This window comes from Nocardiopsis sp. NPDC055879 (assembly GCF_053615935.1).
In genome coordinates, this window is record NZ_JBSHCT010000006.1 from 51,620 (window position 1) to 69,472 (window position 17,853).

Below are 17,853 nucleotides of genomic sequence, written 5' to 3' on the forward strand. Positions count from 1 at the left end.
GACAAGCCCTGTTGCCGGTGTGGCAAAATACGGGGATGGACCACGATCTCGATCAGGCTCTGAACTCCGTCGGACCACGCCTGCGCACCCTGCGCACCCAACGCGGCATCACCCTGTCCGACCTGGCCACCACCACCGCCATCTCGGTGAGCACCCTGTCACGGTTGGAGACCGGCGAGCGCAGACCCACCCTCGAACTCCTCCTGCCCCTGGCGCGCGCCTACGGGGTCACCCTCGACGAACTCGTCGACGCACCACCCACCGGCGACCCGCGTATCCACATGCGTGCCACCACCCGAGACGGCATGACGATGATCCCCCTGACCCGTCGCCCCGGCGGCATCCAGGCCTACAAACTCGTCTTTCCACCGGGCACCGACCGCCGCGAACCCGACCCCCGCACCCACGAGGGCTACGAGTGGCTCTACGTCCTCAACGGACGCCTGCGCGTGGTCCTGGGCGAACACGACCTGGTTCTCAAGGCCGGTGAGGCCGCCGAGTTCGACACCCGTGTCCCCCACTGGTTCGGTTCCGCCGACGAGCGCGCGGTGGAGTTCCTCAGCCTCTTCGGAGCACAGGGCGAGAAGGCCCACCTGCGCGCCCGCCCCAAGCAGGGTGATCGACCCGCCTGAAGACCCGTCGACGCCCTCACCCCCGGGACAGCACCCGGCCCAGCCGACGGGCGCCCTCGACGAAACCGCCCGGATCGGGACCGGCGTAGTTGAGCCGAAGGTAGGGTCCGGCCGGCTCGGCCGGAAACCACTCATCGCCCGGCGCCACCAACACCCCCTCCTCCTCGCACCGACGCGCCAGGGCCTTGACGTCGCTCCCCTCGGGCAGTCGCACCCACAGGTTCAACCCGCCCGCCGGCACCGCCTCCACCATCGTGGTGGGGGCGTGCTCGGTCAACGCCGCCACCAACAGGTCCCGACGCTGGGCCAACCGCCGGCGCAACCCCTTCACGTGTGTGTGCCAGGCCGGGCGGGTGACCACGTCCAAGGCCACCTGTTGCAGCACACCGGACACGTACATCGACTCGCTCTGGGCCCCGGCCGACACCCGTTCCCGCACCGGCCCACGGGCCACCACCGCCGCCACCCGCACCGCCGGCGACACGCTCTTGGTCAGCGAACGCACGTACACCACGTGCCCGTCGTCCTCACGGGCCGCCACCGGAACGGGGTCGGCGTCGATCCCGAAGTCGTGCGCCCAGTCGTCCTCGATCAGGAACGCCCCGTGCGAGCGCACCACCTCCAGCACCTCCTCGATGGTGCGCGTCGACCACCGGGCACCGGTCGGGTTGGCGAAGGTGGGTTGGGCGTAGAAGGCGCGCGCCCCCGTAGTGGCGAACGCCCGGTCCAACTCCACCGGGTCCGGTCCGTACGCCCCGCTGGGCACCGGCACCGCGGCGATCCCCGATCGCGCCGCCGCGGAGATGGCGCCCCAGTAGGTGGGCGACTCCATCAACACCGGTCTCCCCGGGCCCGCCAAGGAACGGAACACCGTACTCAGCCCGCTCTGGCTGCCGGGGAAGATCACCACGTCCCCGGCCGTGACCGGGCTGAGCGTGCCCGGGGTCGACTCGGCCAGGGCGGCGGCGAACCACTCCTGCAATTCGGCCAGGCCCGCCGCCGGAGGTCGATCCACCACCGCCCCGCCCCGGCCGGCCCGTGCCAGGGCCGAACGCACCAAGGACTCGGGCAGCAGTTCCCGATCCGGATAGCCCGAGTGCAGGGCGATGACGTCGTTGGGGGCGGTGCGAAGCGCCACCGAGGGACGCCGGGCCCTTGGGGAGGCGCCCAGAGCGGCGCTCTGCCAACCGTAGTCACGGGCGCGCACCACCCGAGGAGCGCGCACGAAGGAACCCGCCCCGGGTCGACTCTCCACCAGCCCTTGCGTCACCAGCACGCGCAGCGCCTTCTGCACCGTCACCGGGCTCACCCCGTGGCGGGCCACCAACTCCCGGCTGGTGGGCAGCCTCGCCCCGGGCGCGGCCCCACCGATCCACTCGCGAAGCCACGCCACGATCCGCCCACTGCTATCGTTGGACATGAAGAAACACGATAGCGCTATCGCGCAAGAGGCGCCACCGCTACTCATCTCGCGGGCCGGTCTGGGCTGGGGCCTATTGGGCGTGGCGGCCTTCTCCCTCACCGTCCCCCTGACCCGCCTGGCCGTGGCCGACGGAGGCCTGGCACCCCTGTTCACCGGCACCGGTCGGGCGGTCGTGGCGGCCCTGCTCGCCGCCGGCGCCCTGGTCCTGACCCGACAACGTCTTCCACGCCCTTGGCAGTGGGCCCGACTGGGTCTGGTCGCCGCGGGAATCGTCGTCGGTTTTCCCGTACTGACCTCGCTGGCGCTGACCGGTACCGGCGCCGCGCACAGCGCCGTCGTCATCGGCCTGCTGCCGGCCGCGACCGCCACCGTGGCCGTGCTTCGCACCGGCGAGCGCCCCGGTGCGCGTTTTTGGGCCATGGTCGCCCTGGGAGCCGTGGCCGCGGTCGCCTTCGCCACGCTCACCGGCGCCGCTCCCGGGCCACCCGACCTGTTCGACCTGCTGCTGTTCGGCGCGGTCGTGGCCGCAGCCCTCGGGTATGCCGAGGGCGGCCTACTCGCCCGGGAACTAGGTGCCTGGCAGACCGTGTCCTGGGCGCTGGTCCTCAGCGCCCCGGTGACCCTTCCCCTGACCCTGTGGTCGCTCTCCCAGCATCCGCCCCAGGCCACCGCCGCCCAGTGGGCGGCCTTCGCCTACCTGGCCTTGGTCAGCATGTACCTGGGGTTCTTCGCCTGGTACCGGGGGCTGGCCATCGGCCCCATGGCCCGCGTAAGCCAGGTCCAACTCACCCAACCGGTCATGACCATCACCTGGGCCGCCCTGCTGCTGGGCGAGCCCCTGACCGGGCCCGTCCTGGCCGGTGGCGCGGCCGTGCTGGCCTGCGCCGCCGTGGCGGTGCGGGCACGCCTGGAACCGGGCACGCACGAGCGGGGCCGTACCCACACCGGGTGGGTACGGCCCCGCGGGCGAGCGGCTACGCTCAGGCGGTCTTCGCGGCCAGGTTGACCACGATGTTGCCGCGGGTGGCGCGCGAGTAGGGGCACACCTGGTGGGCGTCCTCGACCAGCTTGTCGGCCTCCTCCTGCGACAGGTTCGGCAGGTTCACGGTCAGGTCGACCACCAGGTCCAGACCCTCGTCCTTGCCCAGGGTGACCTGGGAGTCGATGCTGGATCCGGACACGTCGGCCTTGGTCTGGGCGGCGACCTTCTTCAGGGCACCGTGGAAGCAGGCCGCGTACCCGACGGCGAAGAGCTGCTCGGGGTTGGTGCCCGGGCCGTCGTCGCCGCCCACGCCCTTGGGCACCGACAGGTCCACCGACAGGCGGCCGTCGTCGGTCTTGCCCGAGCCCTTGCGGCCCTCACCGGTGACGGTGGCGCTGGCCGTGTACATCTTCTGGAAAGCCATGACTTGTCCCTTCCTCAGGGGTCGAGCCGCTCGCTCGGCCCCGTTCGCGATGTGGTTCGGTGCCCCGCCTGGGCGGTCACCGAACGGGTGACGTGGTCGAGTAGCGCACGCAGGTCCTCGACCTTGCCCTCGGGCAGGTCGGTGGCGCACAGGACACGAGGGGGAATCCCCTCTGCGCGCTCTCGTAGGCGCTCGCCCTCATCGGTGAGAGCCACGTGGACGATGCGTTCGTCCTCGGGTCCGCGTCTGCGGGTGAGCAGCCCCGCCCCCTCCATCCGACGCAGCAGGGGCGAGAGCGTACCGGTGTCCAGGCTCAACGCCAGCCCCAGTTCCTTGACCGGCAACGTCCCCCGTTCCCACAGCACCAGCATCACCAGGTACTGCGGGTAGGTCAGCTCCAGCTCGGTCAGGATCTCCCGGTAGAGCCCGGTCAGGGCCCGGGAGGCGGTGTAGAGGGCGAAGCACAGCTGGTTGTCCAGAGCGAGGGGGTCCCCCTCCTCGGTGCCGGCCATGTCCCCTCCCCACGATGCGCGTCTCGGCGTTCGTCGGCCACGCTAACAGAATTCGGTTGTGCACAACACTATTGGGCGCGACTATTTTGGTCGGTGTCCTCGCCCGGCCGAGAACGGGCGCCCTGGCGGGGCCCGCACCCCTGGGGGCACGGGCTCCGCCGATCACCTCACAAGAACTCCACGCCCTGGGCCAAGGGCAGCTCACCGCCGTAGTTGACGGTGTTGGTGGCCCGCCTCATGTACGCCTTCCACGAGTCCGAACCCGACTCCCGTCCCCCACCGGTGTCCTTCTCGCCACCGAAGGCCCCACCGATCTCGGCCCCCGAGGTACCGATGTTGACGTTGACGATCCCGCAGTCCGACCCTGCCGCCGACAGGAAACGCTCGGCCTCGGCCTGGTCCTGGGTGAAGATCGCCGAGCTCAACCCCTGCGGCACCCCGTTGTGCAGCTCCACCGCCTCCTCGAAGGTGCGGTAGGACATCACGTACAGGATCGGCGCGAAGGTCTCCTCCCGCACCACCTCGGTCTGGGACGGCATGCGCACCACGGCCGGCTCCACGTAGAAGGCGTCACCGGCCTCCTCCTCCAACCGGCGTCCACCGCCCACCAGCACCCGCCCACCATCGCCCTGGGCCCGCTCCAGCGCCGAGACCATCGCCTTGTGACCGCGCTCGCCCACCAACGGCCCCACCAGGGTCGATTCCTGATAGGGGTCACCGATCCGGTCGCGCAGCTGGGCGTAGGCGTCCACCACCCGCTCACACACCGCCTCCACCACGTCCTCGTGCACGATCAGCCGGCGCAGCGTCGTACACCTTTGACCGGCCGTGCCCGCGGCGGAGAACACGCTGCCGCGCACCACCAGGTCCAGGTCGGCCGAGGGCGCCACCACCGCGGCGTTGTTACCCCCCAGCTCCAACAGGTACCGACCCATCCGAGCCGCCACCTTCGGCGCCACCGCGCGACCCATCGCCGTGGACCCGGTCGCCGACACCAACGCCACCCGGGCGTCCTCCACCAGCACCGAACCCACCTCGGCGCCGCCCAGCACCACCCGGTGCACCCCTTCCGGGGCGCCCACGTCCGCGGCCGCGCGCATCAACAACCCGTGGCAGGCCAACCCCGTCAGCGAGGCCGTCTCCGAGGGCTTCCACACCACCGTGTCACCGCACACCAGGGCCACACAGGTATTCCACGACCACACCGCCACCGGGAAGTTGAAGGCGGTGATCACCCCGACCACCCCCAAGGGGTGCCAGGTCTCCATCAGCCGGTGCCCGGGACGCTCCGAGGGCATGGTGCGCCCGTACAACTGGCGTGACAACCCCACCGCGAAGTCGCAGATGTCGATCATCTCCTGCACCTCGCCCAGCGCCTCGGAGCGGATCTTGCCCGCCTCGATGGTCACCAGCTCGGCCAGGTCCCCCTTGTGTTCGCGCAGCAACTCGCCCAGACGGTGCACCAGTTCTCCGCGCCGGGGCGCGGGGGTGTCACGCCAGGTGGAAGCGAAGGTCTCGGCGGCCTCGGTCACGGCCCGTTCGGCGCTTTGGGGGGTATCGAACTCCACGTCGAACAGGTCCTGCCCGGTGATCGGTGTGCGGGCACTCCCGCTCGCTCCGACCGGCTCGGGCAGATGGGTCACACCGCACCGTTCCAAAGCGGTCCGCGCGCGTTCGGCGAGGACCTGCGTGTCGGGTAGGGAACCGTTGGTCATCAGTTTTGCTCTCTCCGTTGAGAGGGACGACGGACACCTCACACCTTGCCAACTCCGCGCCCCACAAACCAGACCCATCGTCACTCTCGCCCCGCCCCACGGGCCTTCACGGCTTTTTCGTCACCCGTGAACGTTAGACTCGGCGGGCCCATCCCCGACTCGGACAGACCACCCCGTGCACCCTGCCACCACCCTCGAAGAGGACCGCGCCCGCCTGCCCTTCCCCCGCAGGTCGCTGGCCCGGTCCGGATTCGACGCCGCCGATCCTCTCTTCAACGCCGACCTGCGCGACTCCACCACCTACGAACAGGTCCGGGAGGTGGTCACCTCCCACGCCTCCCGCCTGTGGACCGAGGCCACCCGGACCTCCACCAACGGCCCCGTGGACGACCGCCCCCTGTACTGGGCCAGACTCACCCTCTCGGCGCGCCTACGCGCCTGGAGTCCGTCCTTCGATCTGAGCCCGGACGAGCACGCCGAACTCCTGCGCCTGTGGGAACGCACCTCCCGCGGCATCACCGACCTGGAATTCCCACCGGGAGACCGGTGGGTGCGCGTGGTCGTGACCGGTTTCGACCCCTTCGGGCTGGAGGAGGACCTGGAGTGCTCCAACCCCTCCGGGGCCGCCGCCCTGGCCCTGCACGGCTGGACCTTCCCCGTGGGCGAGCGCACCGCGGTGGTGCGCTCGGCGCTGTTCCCGGTGCGTTGGGACGACTTCGCCCACGGCCTGGTGGAGGACGCCCTGGCCACCCGGCACGGTGTCGTCGACGCCGCACTGACCCTGAGCCGTGGTCGCCCCGACCGCTTCGACCTGGAGGTGTTCAACGGCGCCTGGCGCGGAGGGGGCCTGGACAACGTCGGTGTGGGTCGCACCGGGCAGATCCCGCTACCCGAGGGGCCGGGTCCCCAGTGGACGCGTTCGTCCCTGCCGGTGGAGCGCATGGTGGAGGCGGCCTCGGGCCCCTTCATCGTGGTGGCCAACACCGAGGTCGTCGAGGTGGCGGCGGACGCGGACGAAGAGGTGCGGCGCCCCCAGGGACCGAGCGAGGGCTCTGCCGCCCGGGCCGGTGGCGGCGGGGACTACCTGTCCAACGAGATCGCCTACCGCAACACCGTGTTGCGTGATCGGACCGGCACCGGGGCGCGTTCGGGTCACGTGCACCTGCCGCGGACCACCCGCCCGGACGAGCACGTGCCGATGGGGGAACAGTTGCGCCTGCTCGTGGCCGCGGCGGTGACGGAGTAGAGCCTTCTTTCGGGGCCCGACGCGCCCGGTCGCGTGTCGGGCCCCGAACTTCGCATTCCACCCACGATGGGGCGATTTATTACTCTTTGAAATGCTAAGGTCGCGCTGCGTCCCACTCAGGACCCCCCTCCTTCGATATGGTCCACCCGTGGTTGTCACCTCACTGCAACGAAAAGTCACCGTCTGTAGCGCCCTGGGGCTGCTTCTGCTCCCCGGCTGCCAGGCGGCGGACACGACCGATCCCTACGCCGAAGCCATCGGATTCATCTCCGCCGACCTACCGGACCTGCACACACGCACCGTGTCCGTGGAAACCGACCACAACACGGTGAGCTACCGGTATCCGGTACTGGGTGAGTCGCACCCGCTTTCGATCCAAGTGCGCACCGCCATGGCCGAACGCCAGACCGCCTTCCTGGAAGAGGCACCCGAGGGGCGCGCTCCCGAACTGAACCAGGACACCGAACTGTTGGCCGCTTCCGCCGACGTCATCGGCCTACGCCTCAACGTCGTCGACTCCACCGCGCAGGGCCCCGAGTCCTCCACGCTGTGGTACGACGCCCATGGCGGGCAGGTGTTGCCCTGGACCTCCCTGTTCCGTGACGAACAGGCCCTGGCCCAGGCACACGTGAACCTGGTCGATGTCCTGCGGGAGGAGTACGAACTGGCCGACGAGGAACTGCCCGACCCGCTCGGCGAGGTCGCCGCCTACGCCGAGTCCCTGGCCACCGAACAGCAGGGCCGGGAGAGCGAGACCCAGGAGGGGGAGGGCCGCGACACCAAGGAGCAACCGGCGCCCGCCGACTCCTCCGACCAATCCAAGGACTCCGAGGACGAGGACGGCTCCGACCGTTCCGATGACACCGACGACTCCGACGGGGACGAGCGTGCGGCCCTGCCTCCGGGGGAGGCCGACCTCACCGACCCCGACCAGGCCCAAGAGGTGGCCGATGCCTGGGCCCACTCGCCACTGGCCGACCTGGCCTTCAGCACCGCCGGCGGCCTGGCCGTACGCATGGCCCCCGACCAGGTGCCCGGGTCCGGCAACGACGACGAGGTCCTGGTTCCCATCGAACCCGAGGTGGCCGAGGAGACACTGTCCGAACTGGGCTACCAGGCCCGGGACGCCGCCGTCCACGGCAACGCCTCGACCGAGAGCCTGGACCTGGGGCCCGAGGCCACCACCGAAGGCACCACCTTGGACTGTGCCCAGGCCAAATGTGTGGCCCTGACCTTCGACGACGGCCCCGGTGAGCACACCGAGGCGCTGCTGGACAGCCTGGACGACTACCAGGCCAAGGCCACCTTCTACGTCCTGGGCTCGTTGGTGGGCGAGTTCCCCGACGTGGTCGAGCGCACCGCCGCCGAAGGACACGAGGTCGCCAATCACACCTGGAAGCACGACGATCTGGCCACCATGTCCGACGACGCCATCCGAAAGGACCTACAGCGCACCGACGACGCCATCGAGGAGATCACCGGCGAGGCCCCGGTGACCATGCGCCCGCCCTACGGCTCGCTCAACGCCACCGTGCGCAGCGCCACCGGGCATCCGCTCATCCTGTGGGACGTGGACACCATGGACTGGGAGAGCCGCGACACCAAGGCCGTGTCCAAGCACGCCCTGGACGAGACCCAGGCGGGCAGCGTGGTGCTCTTCCACGACATCCACAAGTCCACCGTGGACGCCATCCCGAAGGTCCTGGCGGGCCTGCACGAGGAGGGCTACCACTTCGTGACGGTCAAGGACCTGTTCGGATTGAACGATATGGAGGCGGGCGAGGTCATCACCGACGCCCGACTGAATTGATCGGGGGTAGAAGGGGCCGGGGCGTGGACGACGCCCCGGCCCCTTCTGCGTGTGCCATCCGGCCCCCGCATCCCCTGGGGCACGGCGCGACCCTCGTTCCATCCCCCTGACGGAGCGAGGAGTCCTTGCTCACTTCGAGGCTCTGAACTGGGCTTACCTTTGCCCCCACCCGAAACTTCGCATACATTTCGACGCGTGAACGTTACCTCTTTGATGCGTAAGGCCGCCGCTGGCGGGGTATTGGCCACCACCGGGCTCTTGACCCTGACCACGCTCCCCGCGGCCGCGGACACCGAACGCCCCCGACCCGACTGCGCCGACGTCAAGTGCGTGGCCCTGACCTTCGACGACGGCCCCGGTGAGCACACCGACGAACTCCTCGACATCCTCGACGAGAACGACGCCAAGGCCACCTTCTACGTCCTGGGCACCAAACTCGACTCCCACACCGAGGAGGTCGAGCGCATGGTCCGGGAAGACCACGAGGTCGGCAACCACACCTGGGACCACGCCGACCTGGCCACTCTGTCGGCGAGCAAGATCAAGGACGACCTCCAGCGCACCGACAAGGCCATCAAGGACGTCACCGGTCAGACGCCCACCACCATGCGCCCGCCCTACGGCTCCCTCAGCGACACCGCCCGCGAGACCATCGACAAGCCCATGCTCCTGTGGGACGTCGACACCCTGGACTGGCAGCACCGTGACCCCGAGACCACCGTGGACATCGCCGAAGAGGAGACCGACGAGGGCAGCGTCCTGCTCTTCCACGACATCCACGAGACCACCGTCGAGGCCATCCCCGACGTGCTGGAGACCCTCTCCGAGGACGGCTACGAGTTCGTGACCGTCGACGAGATGATGGGCTCCGAGGTCGAGGCCGGCACCGCCTACTCCGACGCCCGTTCCCTGGGTTGACCGGGCGGGTCGGAACCGTGAGGGGTAACACACCGCGGTCCGAACACGCGGAGGATCCCCCTCGTGTTCGGACCGCCCGGCCGACCTTCGCGATACCGGCGCCGCCTCACACCATCCGACGCATCAGTTTCTCCTTGAACTCCGTGATCGGGGCGTAGGCCAGCTTCATCGTGTCCAGCGCCAACGACTTGTCCAACACCGGCTTGACGTGCGAGAACGTTTCGATGGAGGCCTCGGCGTGGTAGGCGCCCATCCCGCTCTCACCCACACCGCCGAAGGGCAGGTCCGGCACGGCCAGGTGCGCGATCGGCAGCCCGAACGCGACCCCGCCCGAGGACGTCTCGGTGATCAACCGTCGCTTGGTGACCTCTGAGTCGGTGAACCCGTACAGCGCCAACGGCTTGTCCCGCTCATTGACGAACCGGATCGCCGCGTCCAGGTCCGGGACCGTGATCACCGGCAGGATCGGACCGAAGATCTCCTCCGCCATCACCGGGCTGTCGGGGTCCACACCGCCCAACACCGTGGGCTCCATGTACAGCGAATCACGATCGGCGCGTCCACCGGCGACGACCTCACCACTGTCCAACAACGCGCTGAGCCGGTCGAAGTGCCGCTCGTTGACGATGCGCCCGTAGTCGGGACTCGTCTTGGGGTCGGAGCCGAACATCTCGGTGATCGCCGTCGCCAACTCACGCTGGAGCCCTCGCGCGGTGTCGCCGATGGCCAACACGTAGTCCGGGGCCACACAGGTCTGGCCCGCGTTGGTGAACTTGCCCCAGACCAGACGCCGAGCCGTGGTGGCCAGGTCCACGCCCGGCTCCACCACCGCCGGGCTCTTGCCGCCGAGCTCCAACGTCACCGGTGTCAGGTGCTTGACCGCGGCCGCCATCACGATCCGCGCCACCGCCGCGTTGCCGGTGTAGAAGATGTGGTCGAACCGCTCCTCCAGCAGGGCGGTGCTCTCGGGCACCCCGCCCTCGACCACGGCCACGGCCTCGGTGTCCAGGTAGCGCGGCACCAACTCGGCGAGCGCGCCGGAGGTGGCCGGGGCCAGCTCGCTGGGTTTGACCACCGCGCTGTTACCCGCCGCGATGGCGCCGGCCAACGGCGCCAACGCCAGGTTCAGTGGATAGTTCCACGGGCTGATGATCAGCACCGTGCCCAACGGCTCACGCACCCATCGCGCCTTGGCCGGGGCCAGCGCCATCGGCACCCCCACCCGCTTGGGCCGCAGCCACGAGGCCAGGTTCCTCAGAATGTGGTCGATCTCATTGACCACGTACCCGATCTCGGTGGTGTGCGCCTCCAGGGAGGGCTTGCCCAGATCGTCCTTCAGGGCCTTGTCCCAGGTGGGACGCTCCTCGGTGAGCATCCGGCGCAACGCCCGCAGCTGGGCCCTTCGCCAGGAGATCGGCTTGGTCCGGCCGTTGTCGAAGGTGGACCGAAGACGCGCGACCACAGGCGGGATCTCGGTGGTCAACGTCAGGGGTTGGGGAGTCTCGGTGTCAGCCATGCCCTGGATACTAAACGAAAACGTTTCGTTTTTACCAGGTGCCGGCCACTAGGATTCATCCCATGACGACGGACCATCTGCCCGACACGACCGCACCGGCCGCCCCCCGAGGGAGGCCCCGCGACGCCGGCCGGGACCGCGCGCTGATGGACGCCACCCTCACCGAACTCCGACTCAACGGCTACAGCGGCCTGACCACCGCCGCCGTCGCACGACGCGCCGGTGTCTCCACCGCCACCCTCTACCGGCGCTGGAGTTCCAAACAGGACCTGGTCGTGGGAGCCGCACAGGCCTGGGCCGAGGACCTGGGGCCCGACCACGACACCGGCACCCTGCCCGGCGACCTCGGCGCCCTGCTGCACGACAAGGCCGCCGCGCTCCAGGGCCCCTCCGGGTTGCTGTTGCGCGCCATCCTGGGCGAGGCCGCCCACAACCGTGCCCTGGCCGACGTCCTCTACGACGCGTTCATCCTGCCCCTGCAAAACCGGGTCCTGGCCCTGCTGGAGCGCGGTGTGCTGCGCGAGGAGATCCCACCGGTGGAGGACCCACTGGTCGTCGCCGAGATGGTCATCGGCCCCATGGTCAGCCACACCTTCCTCCTACCGGACGACGACGGCCGTGACCACGGCGACGACATCGCCGACCGCCTCCTGCCCTATCTCCTGCGCGCCCTGGGCCATCGCCCCTGAGACGAGGACTCTTCGAGGCCCTCACCACGCGGGCTCTCCCCGTCGCGGCGAGCGGTCGTGGTAGCGGACCATCTGCTCCCAGTACACGAGCGTGAGCGCCATCTGCGCCGCACAGGCCACCGCCGTGGGCAACGGGCGACGGTACCTCGCCCCGATCAACGCGACCACTGCCGCCGCCGTGGCCGCGGCGTTGACGGCCAGGGCCGCGTCCCGGGGCCGCTCCAGCATCCACCGCTCCTCACCGAGCATCGCCCGCGTCGACCACGCCCGCTCATGGGCGGGCCGGGGGAAGATCACCGGATTGAGGGCGAACCAGACGGCCACCGCGGCGGCCTGTCCTCGACTGCGCGTCCAGACGGGGAGCAGGACCAGCGGGATGGTGGCCCACCGGCTCCAGGCACTCCACGGATTCGAGTGGCGGGCGAACACCGCCCGCCTGATCCGAGCGAACCCGCCACCCGGGGAAGTCTTGCTCATGTGCGCTGCGCTCCCTCTCGCGAACCACGGACGCTATCCCCGGAGCGGAAACGGTTCAACTCCCCTCCCCGGCCCTACCGCCCCACTCCCGGGATGAGCCCTCAGGCGACCTCGCGCCTCATCGGCCGTTGGCGCGAAGAACGGCCACCGCGGAGACGGTCGTGTACCCGCGCCACTCCAGGGCCGCGGCTTCGGAGTGACTCGAAAAGTCGACGGCCCAACCCCCGTCTGGGCGCCGGCCCCGCTCCAAACGGTCCAGGTCACGGGTGACGGCGGCGGCGTCGACGACATCGCGCATCGGGTGTTCGGGCAAGGGCGCCAGGTCCAGCAGGTGGAGCGTCTCACCCTCGGTGCCTCCCTCGACCGGGAGCGCCCCATCGGCGGGAACGAACCGTGCCAGGCGCGCCCGCTGCTCACGCGCCTGGGGATGTGTGTCCGCGGCGGCGTCGAGGAACCCCAGCGCGAATAACAGGACGTAGGCGAACGGGGCCTCCTCGATTCGGGCGATCGCGTCCAGGCAGTACCTCGTCGCTCGCGCGGTCCAGGGATGCGTCCTCGCCTCGGCGTCGAATCGCCCCACGCGGAGGGCCTGGGCCGCGACCGCCGCGGTGATCTGCAACGACGACACCCGGGGGTCGGCCTGGGCCCAGAAGGGCGCGCACGCGGTCGGATCGGCGACGGGCAACGCGAAGGGCAGGCCGCCGTCGGGCAGGGTCACCGAGTCCAGCCAGTCGAGCAACCCGAGGGTCGCGGGCGTGGTGGTGGGTCCGGCTTCGGCGATGGCCTCCAGTGCGTGCAGGGCGCCGGCCGGTTGGCTCTCGGGGGCGCGCAGATCCGGCTCGATCCCCCAGCCGTAGCCGCCGTCGTCGTTGCGGTAGCCCTCCAGCGCGGCGAGGACGGCCCGCCGGTCGCGCTCGGTGGCCTCGCCGGTGAGCAGGGCGAAGCGGCGCCGATCCAACACACGTGCGTGGGCCGTCATGAACGAGGTGGCCCGGTCGATGTCGATGCTCATGCCGTCGACGGTGTCATGCGCGGAGCCGATCGTCTTGAAGGAATCGGCCGGCCTCGGCCCAGGAGGTCTCCGGGGGTCGTTCCGGCCAGGCGTCGCACGTCGCGGTTCAAGTGGGACTGGTCGGCGTAGCCGGCCGCGGTCGACGCCTGGGCCAACGATGTGCCGGAACGTGCCAGGTGGAGCGCGTGCTGGAAACGGTGGATGGTGGTCAGGGTCTTGGGTCCGTACCCGAAGACGCGGTCGCCCAGGCGGCGCAGGGTACGTTCGGACATCTCGTGCCGGTACGCGAGGTCGGGGACGTCGAGCCCGGCCCGGGCGAAGCGGTCCAACGACTCCGCCAGGTTCAAGAGGATCGGGTCGGGTTCGGTCCGTCGCCACAGCGTCACGTAGAGGTCCTCCAACGCCGCGACCGGATCACCGTAAGCGCTTTCCCTGATTCGGGGCGGGATCGTGGTCAGCTCCTCCAACTCCAAGCGCCGATCGGTCAACTCAAGGGCGGGGACACCCAACAGCGAATACGCCACGCCGGGGGCCAGTCTCAGTCCCCAGGTCACCGCACCGTCCTCGCCCGGAGAGACCATGGCGGTGGTGTCCGCGCCGGCGAACAGGAAGCGGCCTTTGGACCACATCAGGTCCATGACGGCGTCGGGCAGGATACGCACCTCGCCGGAGCCGGTCCGAACCCGCCACAGCGTCGCCCCCGTGCGGGGACCGCGCCATGCCCGGTAGTCGTCCATCGCCGGCGCCTCCTCGCCTCGACCGTACCGCCGCCGCTGCGCCGAAGGGGTGTGCGCGCATGTCGGCCCGGGCGCGGGCACGATCGTGGTTACCGTGGGGTTAGTCGGCCAAGGGTGCCTCCACGGCACAGCGTCCACGAGGGGAACCCGATGCGCTCACCGATCATGGACTACCTGGACGACATCATCGCCCAGACCGCCCACGTCGATTCCGGGGCCCCGGCCGACTACATCCCCGAACTCGCCGCCGCCGACCCCGAGCGCGTGGCGGTGGCCCTGTGCACGGTCAACGGCACCGTGTACGCGAGCGGAGAGGCCGACCATGAGTTCAGCATCCAGTCGATGTCCAAACCGTTCGCCTACGCGCTGGCCATCGAGGACCGCGGACTGGACGACATCCTCGACCGTGTCGGTGTGGAGCCCAGTGGCGAGGCCTTCAACGAACTCTCGTTGGACCCCGAGACCGGCAAACCGCGCAACCCGATGATCAACGCCGGGGCCATCGCCACCCACGCGCTCATCCACGACGAACCGGCGCCGGCGGTGGACCGGTTGCTCGCGCTCTACTCCGAACTCGCCCAACGGCCGATCGTGATCGACGAGTCGTTGGCCGCCTCTGAACTGGCGACCGGCGACCGCAACCTCGGTCTGGCCTACCTGCTGCACGCCTCGGAACGCTTGTCCAAGGACCCCGCCGCCGCCGTGCAGGGATACATCCGCCAGTGTTCGGCCTCGGTCACCGTGCGCGACCTGGCCCTGATGGCCTCGACCCTGGCCAACGGCGGAGTCCAGCCCAACACCGGCCGGTCACTGTTCGGCCGCCAGACCACCCGGCACCTGCTGAGCGTGATGACCACCTGCGGCATGTACGACGCGGCCGGGGACTGGCTCACCTCGGTGGGCATCCCCGCCAAGAGCGGCGTGGCCGGCGGCATCATCGGGGTACTTCCCGGACAGGTGGGCGTGGCGGCGTTCTCACCCCGGCTGGACGAGCACGGCAACAGCGCCCGCGGCGTGGTGATGATGGAGAAGCTCTCGCAGGACCTGGGGCTGCACCTGATGGAACCGGGTCGGCCGGCGCGTTCGGCGCTGCGCGAAATCCGAAAGGAGACGGTCGAGGGTGAACCTGCCACCATCTACGTGCTCCAGGGCGACATGGTGCTGAGCAGCATCGAGGCGCTGGTGCACGAACTGGTCCACAACCCGCCCTCCACCGACCTGGTCATCTTCGACATGAGTCGGGTGGACGAAGTACTGCCGGTGGCGCGCCGCACGTCGGCGGCGATGGCGACCAAACTCATCGACGCCGGCCACACCCTCATCCTGATCGACCCCGAGGAGACCATGCCGGGGTTCCAGGACGCTCAGGGACGTGGGATGCAGCGCTGGACGAGCGCGTACCTGGCGCGTCACCTGGACTAGCCGGGCCTGGAGTCGGCGGAACCGCCGAGGTGCCCGGGGTGGTGGGGCGGCGGGGGTCGTTCGAGGTGTGGGCAGCGCGAAGTGGGCGAAGACCGTGGCTCCCCCATATCAATGGGACACCACGCGAACCCTCCCGCGCCACCTCGGCCCCTCGCGCCTGTGGACGGCCCGCCCTCTCCCCCGCGAGAATCCCTGCCCTGTCGGAAGACTGGACAGTCATTCGAAAACATGTTCGAATCAGGGCATGCGCTGGGAGAACCTGCGAGAAGACAGCGACTCAGGACAGACCGCACTGTTCGAAGCACCCACCACATCACCGGCCCGAGGCAGCGGCCGGGCCGGGCTCACCGCGCCCTCCCCCGCGCCCATCCAGGCGGGCGCGGACGGCGAACCGGTCGCCATCGAGATCCGGGCCCGCTCCATCATCAACCGCGTCCCCGGCGCCGACCCCATGTTCCGGTGGACCATCAATCCGTATCGGGGGTGCGCGCACGCCTGCGTGTACTGCTTCGCCCGACGCACCCACGAGTACCTGGACCTGGACAGCGGCCGGGACTTCGACACCCGCATCCTGGTCAAGACCAACGCCGGTGAGCTGTTGCGCGCCCAACTGGCTCGTTCCTCCTGGCGGGGCGAACACATCGCCATGGGCACCAACACCGATCCCTACCAGCGGGCCGAGGGCCACTACCGGCTCATGCCACAGATCATCTCCGCGCTGCGCGACGCCGCCAACCCCTTCTCCATCCTCACCAAGGGCACCCTGATCCTGCGCGACGCCGACCTGCTCCAGCAGGCCGCCCGCGTCACCGAGGTGGGGCTGGCGGTCTCGGTGGGTTCGGTCGACGAACAGGTCTGGCGCACCGTGGAACCGGGCACCCCCGCGCCCCGGGCCCGCCTGGACATGGTGCGCCGACTGGCCGACCGAGGGTTGAAGTGTTCGGTGCTGATGGCGCCGATCCTGCCCGGTCTGACCGACTCGGTCGAGCAGATCGAACGCACCGTCGCCGCCATCGCCGAGGCCGGAGCCCAACGCCTGACCCCGATCGTGCTGCACCTGCGCCCCGGCGCCCGCGAGTGGTATCGGTCCTGGCTCGAACGCGAACACCCGCGCCTGGTACCGCTGTATCGGGAGCTGTACGGCAACGGTTCCTACGCCCGCGCCTCCTACCGGCGCATCGTCACCTCGGCGGTACGCGAGATCGCCGCCCGCCACGGCCTGAACCGCCCGGGCTCACCCCGCGACGCCGGCCGAGAGCCCCCCGTCGCCGAGACCGACACCGACGGGCGACTCCCCCTCGACCTGCCCGCCCCCACCGACCGAACCGGGGCATACTCGTCCGCGTGAGCGCTCCGTGTACCGGCCTCGGCGCGGAACGGCCATCGAAGGACCCGGGTCACCACTGTTCGATGAGCGGGTCGTCGTGCTCGGCGCGACGCCAGAGTTCGTTGAGGCGTTCCAACCGGCCCCGGGAGGACACACCGACCAGGTTCACGACCTTGCCCTCCCGCAGTCCCAGGGCCACCACACCCACGACCCGGTCCCCCAGCGCCGCGACCATGGCGGGCGTTCCGTTGACCACGGCCGCGTGGATCGACGGCGACCCACCGACGAGCCTGCGCTTGGCCGGGGTCGGTTTGAAACCGGCCCGCAGGTTCGCGGCGATCGGTCCCACACCCGTGCGGCGCATCAGCTTGCCGCCCACACCGGCACCCTCGCTGACCACCGTGGCGTCGTCGGTCAACAACTCCACCAACCGTTCGGTCCTACCCGAGGACGCGGCCTCGACGAACGCCTCGACGATGCGCCGCGCAGCCGAACGGTCGGCCTCCCCCGCGACCCTCTCCGAGGCCACCCGCCGCCGGGCACGGTGCACATGCTGCTGACTGGAGGTCTCGGTGATGTCGAGGATGTCGGCGACCTCCGCGTGACTGTAGGAGAACGCCTCGCGCAGCACGTAGACGGCGCGTTCGACCGGACTGAGGCGCTCCATGAGCAGCAACACCGCCAGGGTCACCGACTCGCGTTGTTCGACGGTCTGGGCCGGGCCCAGCATCGGGTCTCCGTCCAGCAGGGGTTCGGGCAACCAGTCGCCGGCCGCGCGTTCCCGCCTGACCTGCGCGGACCGGAGCCGGTCCAGGGCGAGGTTGGTGACCACCTTGGTCAGCCACGCCTCGGGCACCTCTATGCGAGCGGGGTCGGAGGCCTGCCAACGCAGGTAGGCGTCCTGGACGGTGTCCTCGGCGTCGGCGGCCGAGCCGAGCAGGCGATAGGCGAGGGAGGCCAACCGGTCGCGGTTGGCCTCGAACCGTTCAACGGTGACGGTGTCCACGAAGG

At 70.1% G+C, this 17,853-nt stretch carries 17 protein-coding genes; 8 read left to right on the forward strand and 9 right to left on the reverse strand.

What is annotated here, in order from left to right:
• Positions 1–35: 35 nt before the first annotated feature.
• The gene (locus ACWGKS_RS08510) at positions 36–632 is read left to right on the forward strand and encodes a helix-turn-helix domain-containing protein (RefSeq protein ID WP_452456760.1); all 597 of its coding nucleotides are present in this window, start codon (positions 36–38) and stop codon (positions 630–632) included.
• 16 nt (positions 633–648) lie between these two features.
• Here ACWGKS_RS08510 and ACWGKS_RS08515 read toward each other — a convergent pair whose 3' ends face one another.
• Positions 649–2,052 carry an aminotransferase-like domain-containing protein gene (locus ACWGKS_RS08515; protein ID WP_452522193.1) on the reverse strand — a complete coding sequence of 468 codons (1,404 nt, stop codon included), beginning with the start codon at positions 2,050–2,052 and terminating at the stop codon, positions 649–651.
• Between ACWGKS_RS08515 and ACWGKS_RS08520 the strand changes: the two genes are divergently transcribed.
• Positions 2,051–3,061, forward strand: a complete 1,011-nt coding sequence (locus ACWGKS_RS08520) for a DMT family transporter (RefSeq protein ID WP_452522194.1) — start codon at positions 2,051–2,053, stop codon at positions 3,059–3,061. The genes ACWGKS_RS08515 and ACWGKS_RS08520 overlap by 2 nt on opposite strands.
• Here ACWGKS_RS08520 and ACWGKS_RS08525 read toward each other — a convergent pair.
• The 3 genes from ACWGKS_RS08525 to amaB all read right to left on the reverse strand — a co-directional run bounded on the left by ACWGKS_RS08525 (position 3,036) and on the right by amaB (position 5,688).
• Positions 3,036–3,461 carry an organic hydroperoxide resistance protein gene (locus ACWGKS_RS08525; RefSeq protein ID WP_358506035.1) on the reverse strand — a complete coding sequence of 142 codons (426 nt, stop codon included), beginning with the start codon at positions 3,459–3,461 and terminating at the stop codon, positions 3,036–3,038. The two genes, ACWGKS_RS08520 and ACWGKS_RS08525, sit on opposite strands and share 26 nt — an antisense overlap.
• A 14-nt stretch (positions 3,462–3,475) precedes the next feature.
• The gene (locus ACWGKS_RS08530; RefSeq protein ID WP_358506038.1) at positions 3,476–3,973 is read right to left on the reverse strand and encodes a MarR family winged helix-turn-helix transcriptional regulator; all 498 of its coding nucleotides are present in this window, start codon (positions 3,971–3,973) and stop codon (positions 3,476–3,478) included.
• A 167-nt stretch (positions 3,974–4,140) separates the two neighbouring features.
• Positions 4,141–5,688 carry an L-piperidine-6-carboxylate dehydrogenase gene (amaB, locus tag ACWGKS_RS08535; protein ID WP_452522196.1) on the reverse strand — a complete coding sequence of 516 codons (1,548 nt, stop codon included), beginning with the start codon at positions 5,686–5,688 and terminating at the stop codon, positions 4,141–4,143.
• Positions 5,689–5,863: 175 nt separating this feature from the next.
• On the opposite strand from amaB, the gene ACWGKS_RS08540 reads away from it, so the two are divergent.
• The 3 genes from ACWGKS_RS08540 to ACWGKS_RS08550 all read left to right on the forward strand — a co-directional run bounded on the left by ACWGKS_RS08540 (position 5,864) and on the right by ACWGKS_RS08550 (position 9,662).
• Positions 5,864–6,934 (forward strand): pyroglutamyl peptidase, encoded by a 1,071-nt coding sequence (locus ACWGKS_RS08540; protein ID WP_452522198.1) that lies wholly within the window; start codon positions 5,864–5,866, stop codon positions 6,932–6,934.
• Between the two features lie 148 nt (positions 6,935–7,082).
• Positions 7,083–8,744, forward strand: a complete 1,662-nt coding sequence (locus tag ACWGKS_RS08545) for a polysaccharide deacetylase family protein (protein ID WP_452522200.1) — start codon at positions 7,083–7,085, stop codon at positions 8,742–8,744.
• A 195-nt stretch (positions 8,745–8,939) separates the two neighbouring features.
• A complete protein-coding gene (locus ACWGKS_RS08550; protein WP_452522201.1) occupies positions 8,940–9,662 on the forward strand; it encodes a polysaccharide deacetylase family protein in 723 nt (240 codons plus the stop codon).
• Between the two features lie 106 nt (positions 9,663–9,768).
• On the opposite strand, the gene ACWGKS_RS08555 is transcribed toward ACWGKS_RS08550, so the two are convergent.
• Positions 9,769–11,178 (reverse strand): aldehyde dehydrogenase family protein, encoded by a 1,410-nt coding sequence (locus ACWGKS_RS08555; protein ID WP_452522203.1) that lies wholly within the window; start codon positions 11,176–11,178, stop codon positions 9,769–9,771.
• 62 nt (positions 11,179–11,240) lie between these two features.
• Between ACWGKS_RS08555 and ACWGKS_RS08560 the strand changes: the two genes are divergently transcribed.
• Positions 11,241–11,867 (forward strand): TetR/AcrR family transcriptional regulator, encoded by a 627-nt coding sequence (locus ACWGKS_RS08560; RefSeq protein WP_452522205.1) that lies wholly within the window; start codon positions 11,241–11,243, stop codon positions 11,865–11,867.
• 21 nt (positions 11,868–11,888) lie between these two features.
• Here ACWGKS_RS08560 and ACWGKS_RS08565 read toward each other — a convergent pair whose 3' ends face one another.
• From ACWGKS_RS08565 to ACWGKS_RS08575, 3 genes are all read right to left on the reverse strand, one after another.
• The gene (locus tag ACWGKS_RS08565) at positions 11,889–12,344 is read right to left on the reverse strand and encodes a DUF6653 family protein (RefSeq protein WP_452522207.1); all 456 of its coding nucleotides are present in this window, start codon (positions 12,342–12,344) and stop codon (positions 11,889–11,891) included.
• A gap of 118 nt (positions 12,345–12,462) precedes the next feature.
• Positions 12,463–13,356 (reverse strand): hypothetical protein, encoded by an 894-nt coding sequence (locus ACWGKS_RS08570; protein ID WP_452456751.1) that lies wholly within the window; start codon positions 13,354–13,356, stop codon positions 12,463–12,465.
• Positions 13,353–14,093, reverse strand: a complete 741-nt coding sequence (locus ACWGKS_RS08575; protein WP_452456750.1) for a helix-turn-helix domain-containing protein — start codon at positions 14,091–14,093, stop codon at positions 13,353–13,355. The genes ACWGKS_RS08570 and ACWGKS_RS08575 overlap by 4 nt, the downstream gene beginning before the upstream one ends.
• Positions 14,094–14,243: 150 nt before the next feature.
• Between ACWGKS_RS08575 and glsA the strand changes: the two genes are divergently transcribed.
• Both glsA and ACWGKS_RS08585 read left to right on the forward strand, forming a co-directional pair.
• Positions 14,244–15,515 carry a glutaminase A gene (gene glsA / locus ACWGKS_RS08580; RefSeq protein ID WP_452456749.1) on the forward strand — a complete coding sequence of 424 codons (1,272 nt, stop codon included), beginning with the start codon at positions 14,244–14,246 and terminating at the stop codon, positions 15,513–15,515.
• Positions 15,516–15,759: 244 nt separating this feature from the next.
• Positions 15,760–16,863: an Rv2578c family radical SAM protein gene (locus ACWGKS_RS08585; protein ID WP_358506071.1), complete on the forward strand. Its 1,104-nt coding sequence runs from the start codon at positions 15,760–15,762 to the stop codon at positions 16,861–16,863.
• A gap of 49 nt (positions 16,864–16,912) precedes the next feature.
• On the opposite strand, the gene ACWGKS_RS08590 is transcribed toward ACWGKS_RS08585, so the two are convergent.
• The gene (locus ACWGKS_RS08590; RefSeq protein ID WP_358506074.1) at positions 16,913–17,848 is read right to left on the reverse strand and encodes a sigma-70 family RNA polymerase sigma factor; all 936 of its coding nucleotides are present in this window, start codon (positions 17,846–17,848) and stop codon (positions 16,913–16,915) included.
• Positions 17,849–17,853 lie beyond the last annotated feature (5 nt).

Excerpts from the sequence above, each read along its gene's own strand:
- ACWGKS_RS08510 (WP_452456760.1), top strand. The coding sequence starts at position 36 with ATGGACCACGATCTCGATCAGGCTCTGAACTCCGTCGGACCACGCCTG.
- ACWGKS_RS08520 (WP_452522194.1), top strand. The coding sequence starts at position 2,051 with ATGAAGAAACACGATAGCGCTATCGCGCAAGAGGCGCCACCGCTACTC.
- ACWGKS_RS08515 (WP_452522193.1), bottom strand. The coding sequence starts at position 2,052 with ATGTCCAACGATAGCAGTGGGCGGATCGTGGCGTGGCTTCGCGAGTGG.
- ACWGKS_RS08525 (WP_358506035.1), bottom strand. The coding sequence starts at position 3,461 with ATGGCTTTCCAGAAGATGTACACGGCCAGCGCCACCGTCACCGGTGAG.
- ACWGKS_RS08530 (WP_358506038.1), bottom strand. The coding sequence starts at position 3,973 with ATGGCCGGCACCGAGGAGGGGGACCCCCTCGCTCTGGACAACCAGCTG.
- amaB (WP_452522196.1), bottom strand. The coding sequence starts at position 5,688 with ATGACCAACGGTTCCCTACCCGACACGCAGGTCCTCGCCGAACGCGCG.
- ACWGKS_RS08555 (WP_452522203.1), bottom strand. The coding sequence starts at position 11,178 with ATGGCTGACACCGAGACTCCCCAACCCCTGACGTTGACCACCGAGATC.
- ACWGKS_RS08560 (WP_452522205.1), top strand. The coding sequence starts at position 11,241 with ATGACGACGGACCATCTGCCCGACACGACCGCACCGGCCGCCCCCCGA.
- ACWGKS_RS08565 (WP_452522207.1), bottom strand. The coding sequence starts at position 12,344 with ATGAGCAAGACTTCCCCGGGTGGCGGGTTCGCTCGGATCAGGCGGGCG.
- ACWGKS_RS08570 (WP_452456751.1), bottom strand. The coding sequence starts at position 13,356 with ATGAGCATCGACATCGACCGGGCCACCTCGTTCATGACGGCCCACGCA.
- ACWGKS_RS08575 (WP_452456750.1), bottom strand. The coding sequence starts at position 14,093 with ATGGACGACTACCGGGCATGGCGCGGTCCCCGCACGGGGGCGACGCTG.
- glsA (WP_452456749.1), top strand. The coding sequence starts at position 14,244 with ATGCGCTCACCGATCATGGACTACCTGGACGACATCATCGCCCAGACC.
- ACWGKS_RS08585 (WP_358506071.1), top strand. The coding sequence starts at position 15,760 with ATGCGCTGGGAGAACCTGCGAGAAGACAGCGACTCAGGACAGACCGCA.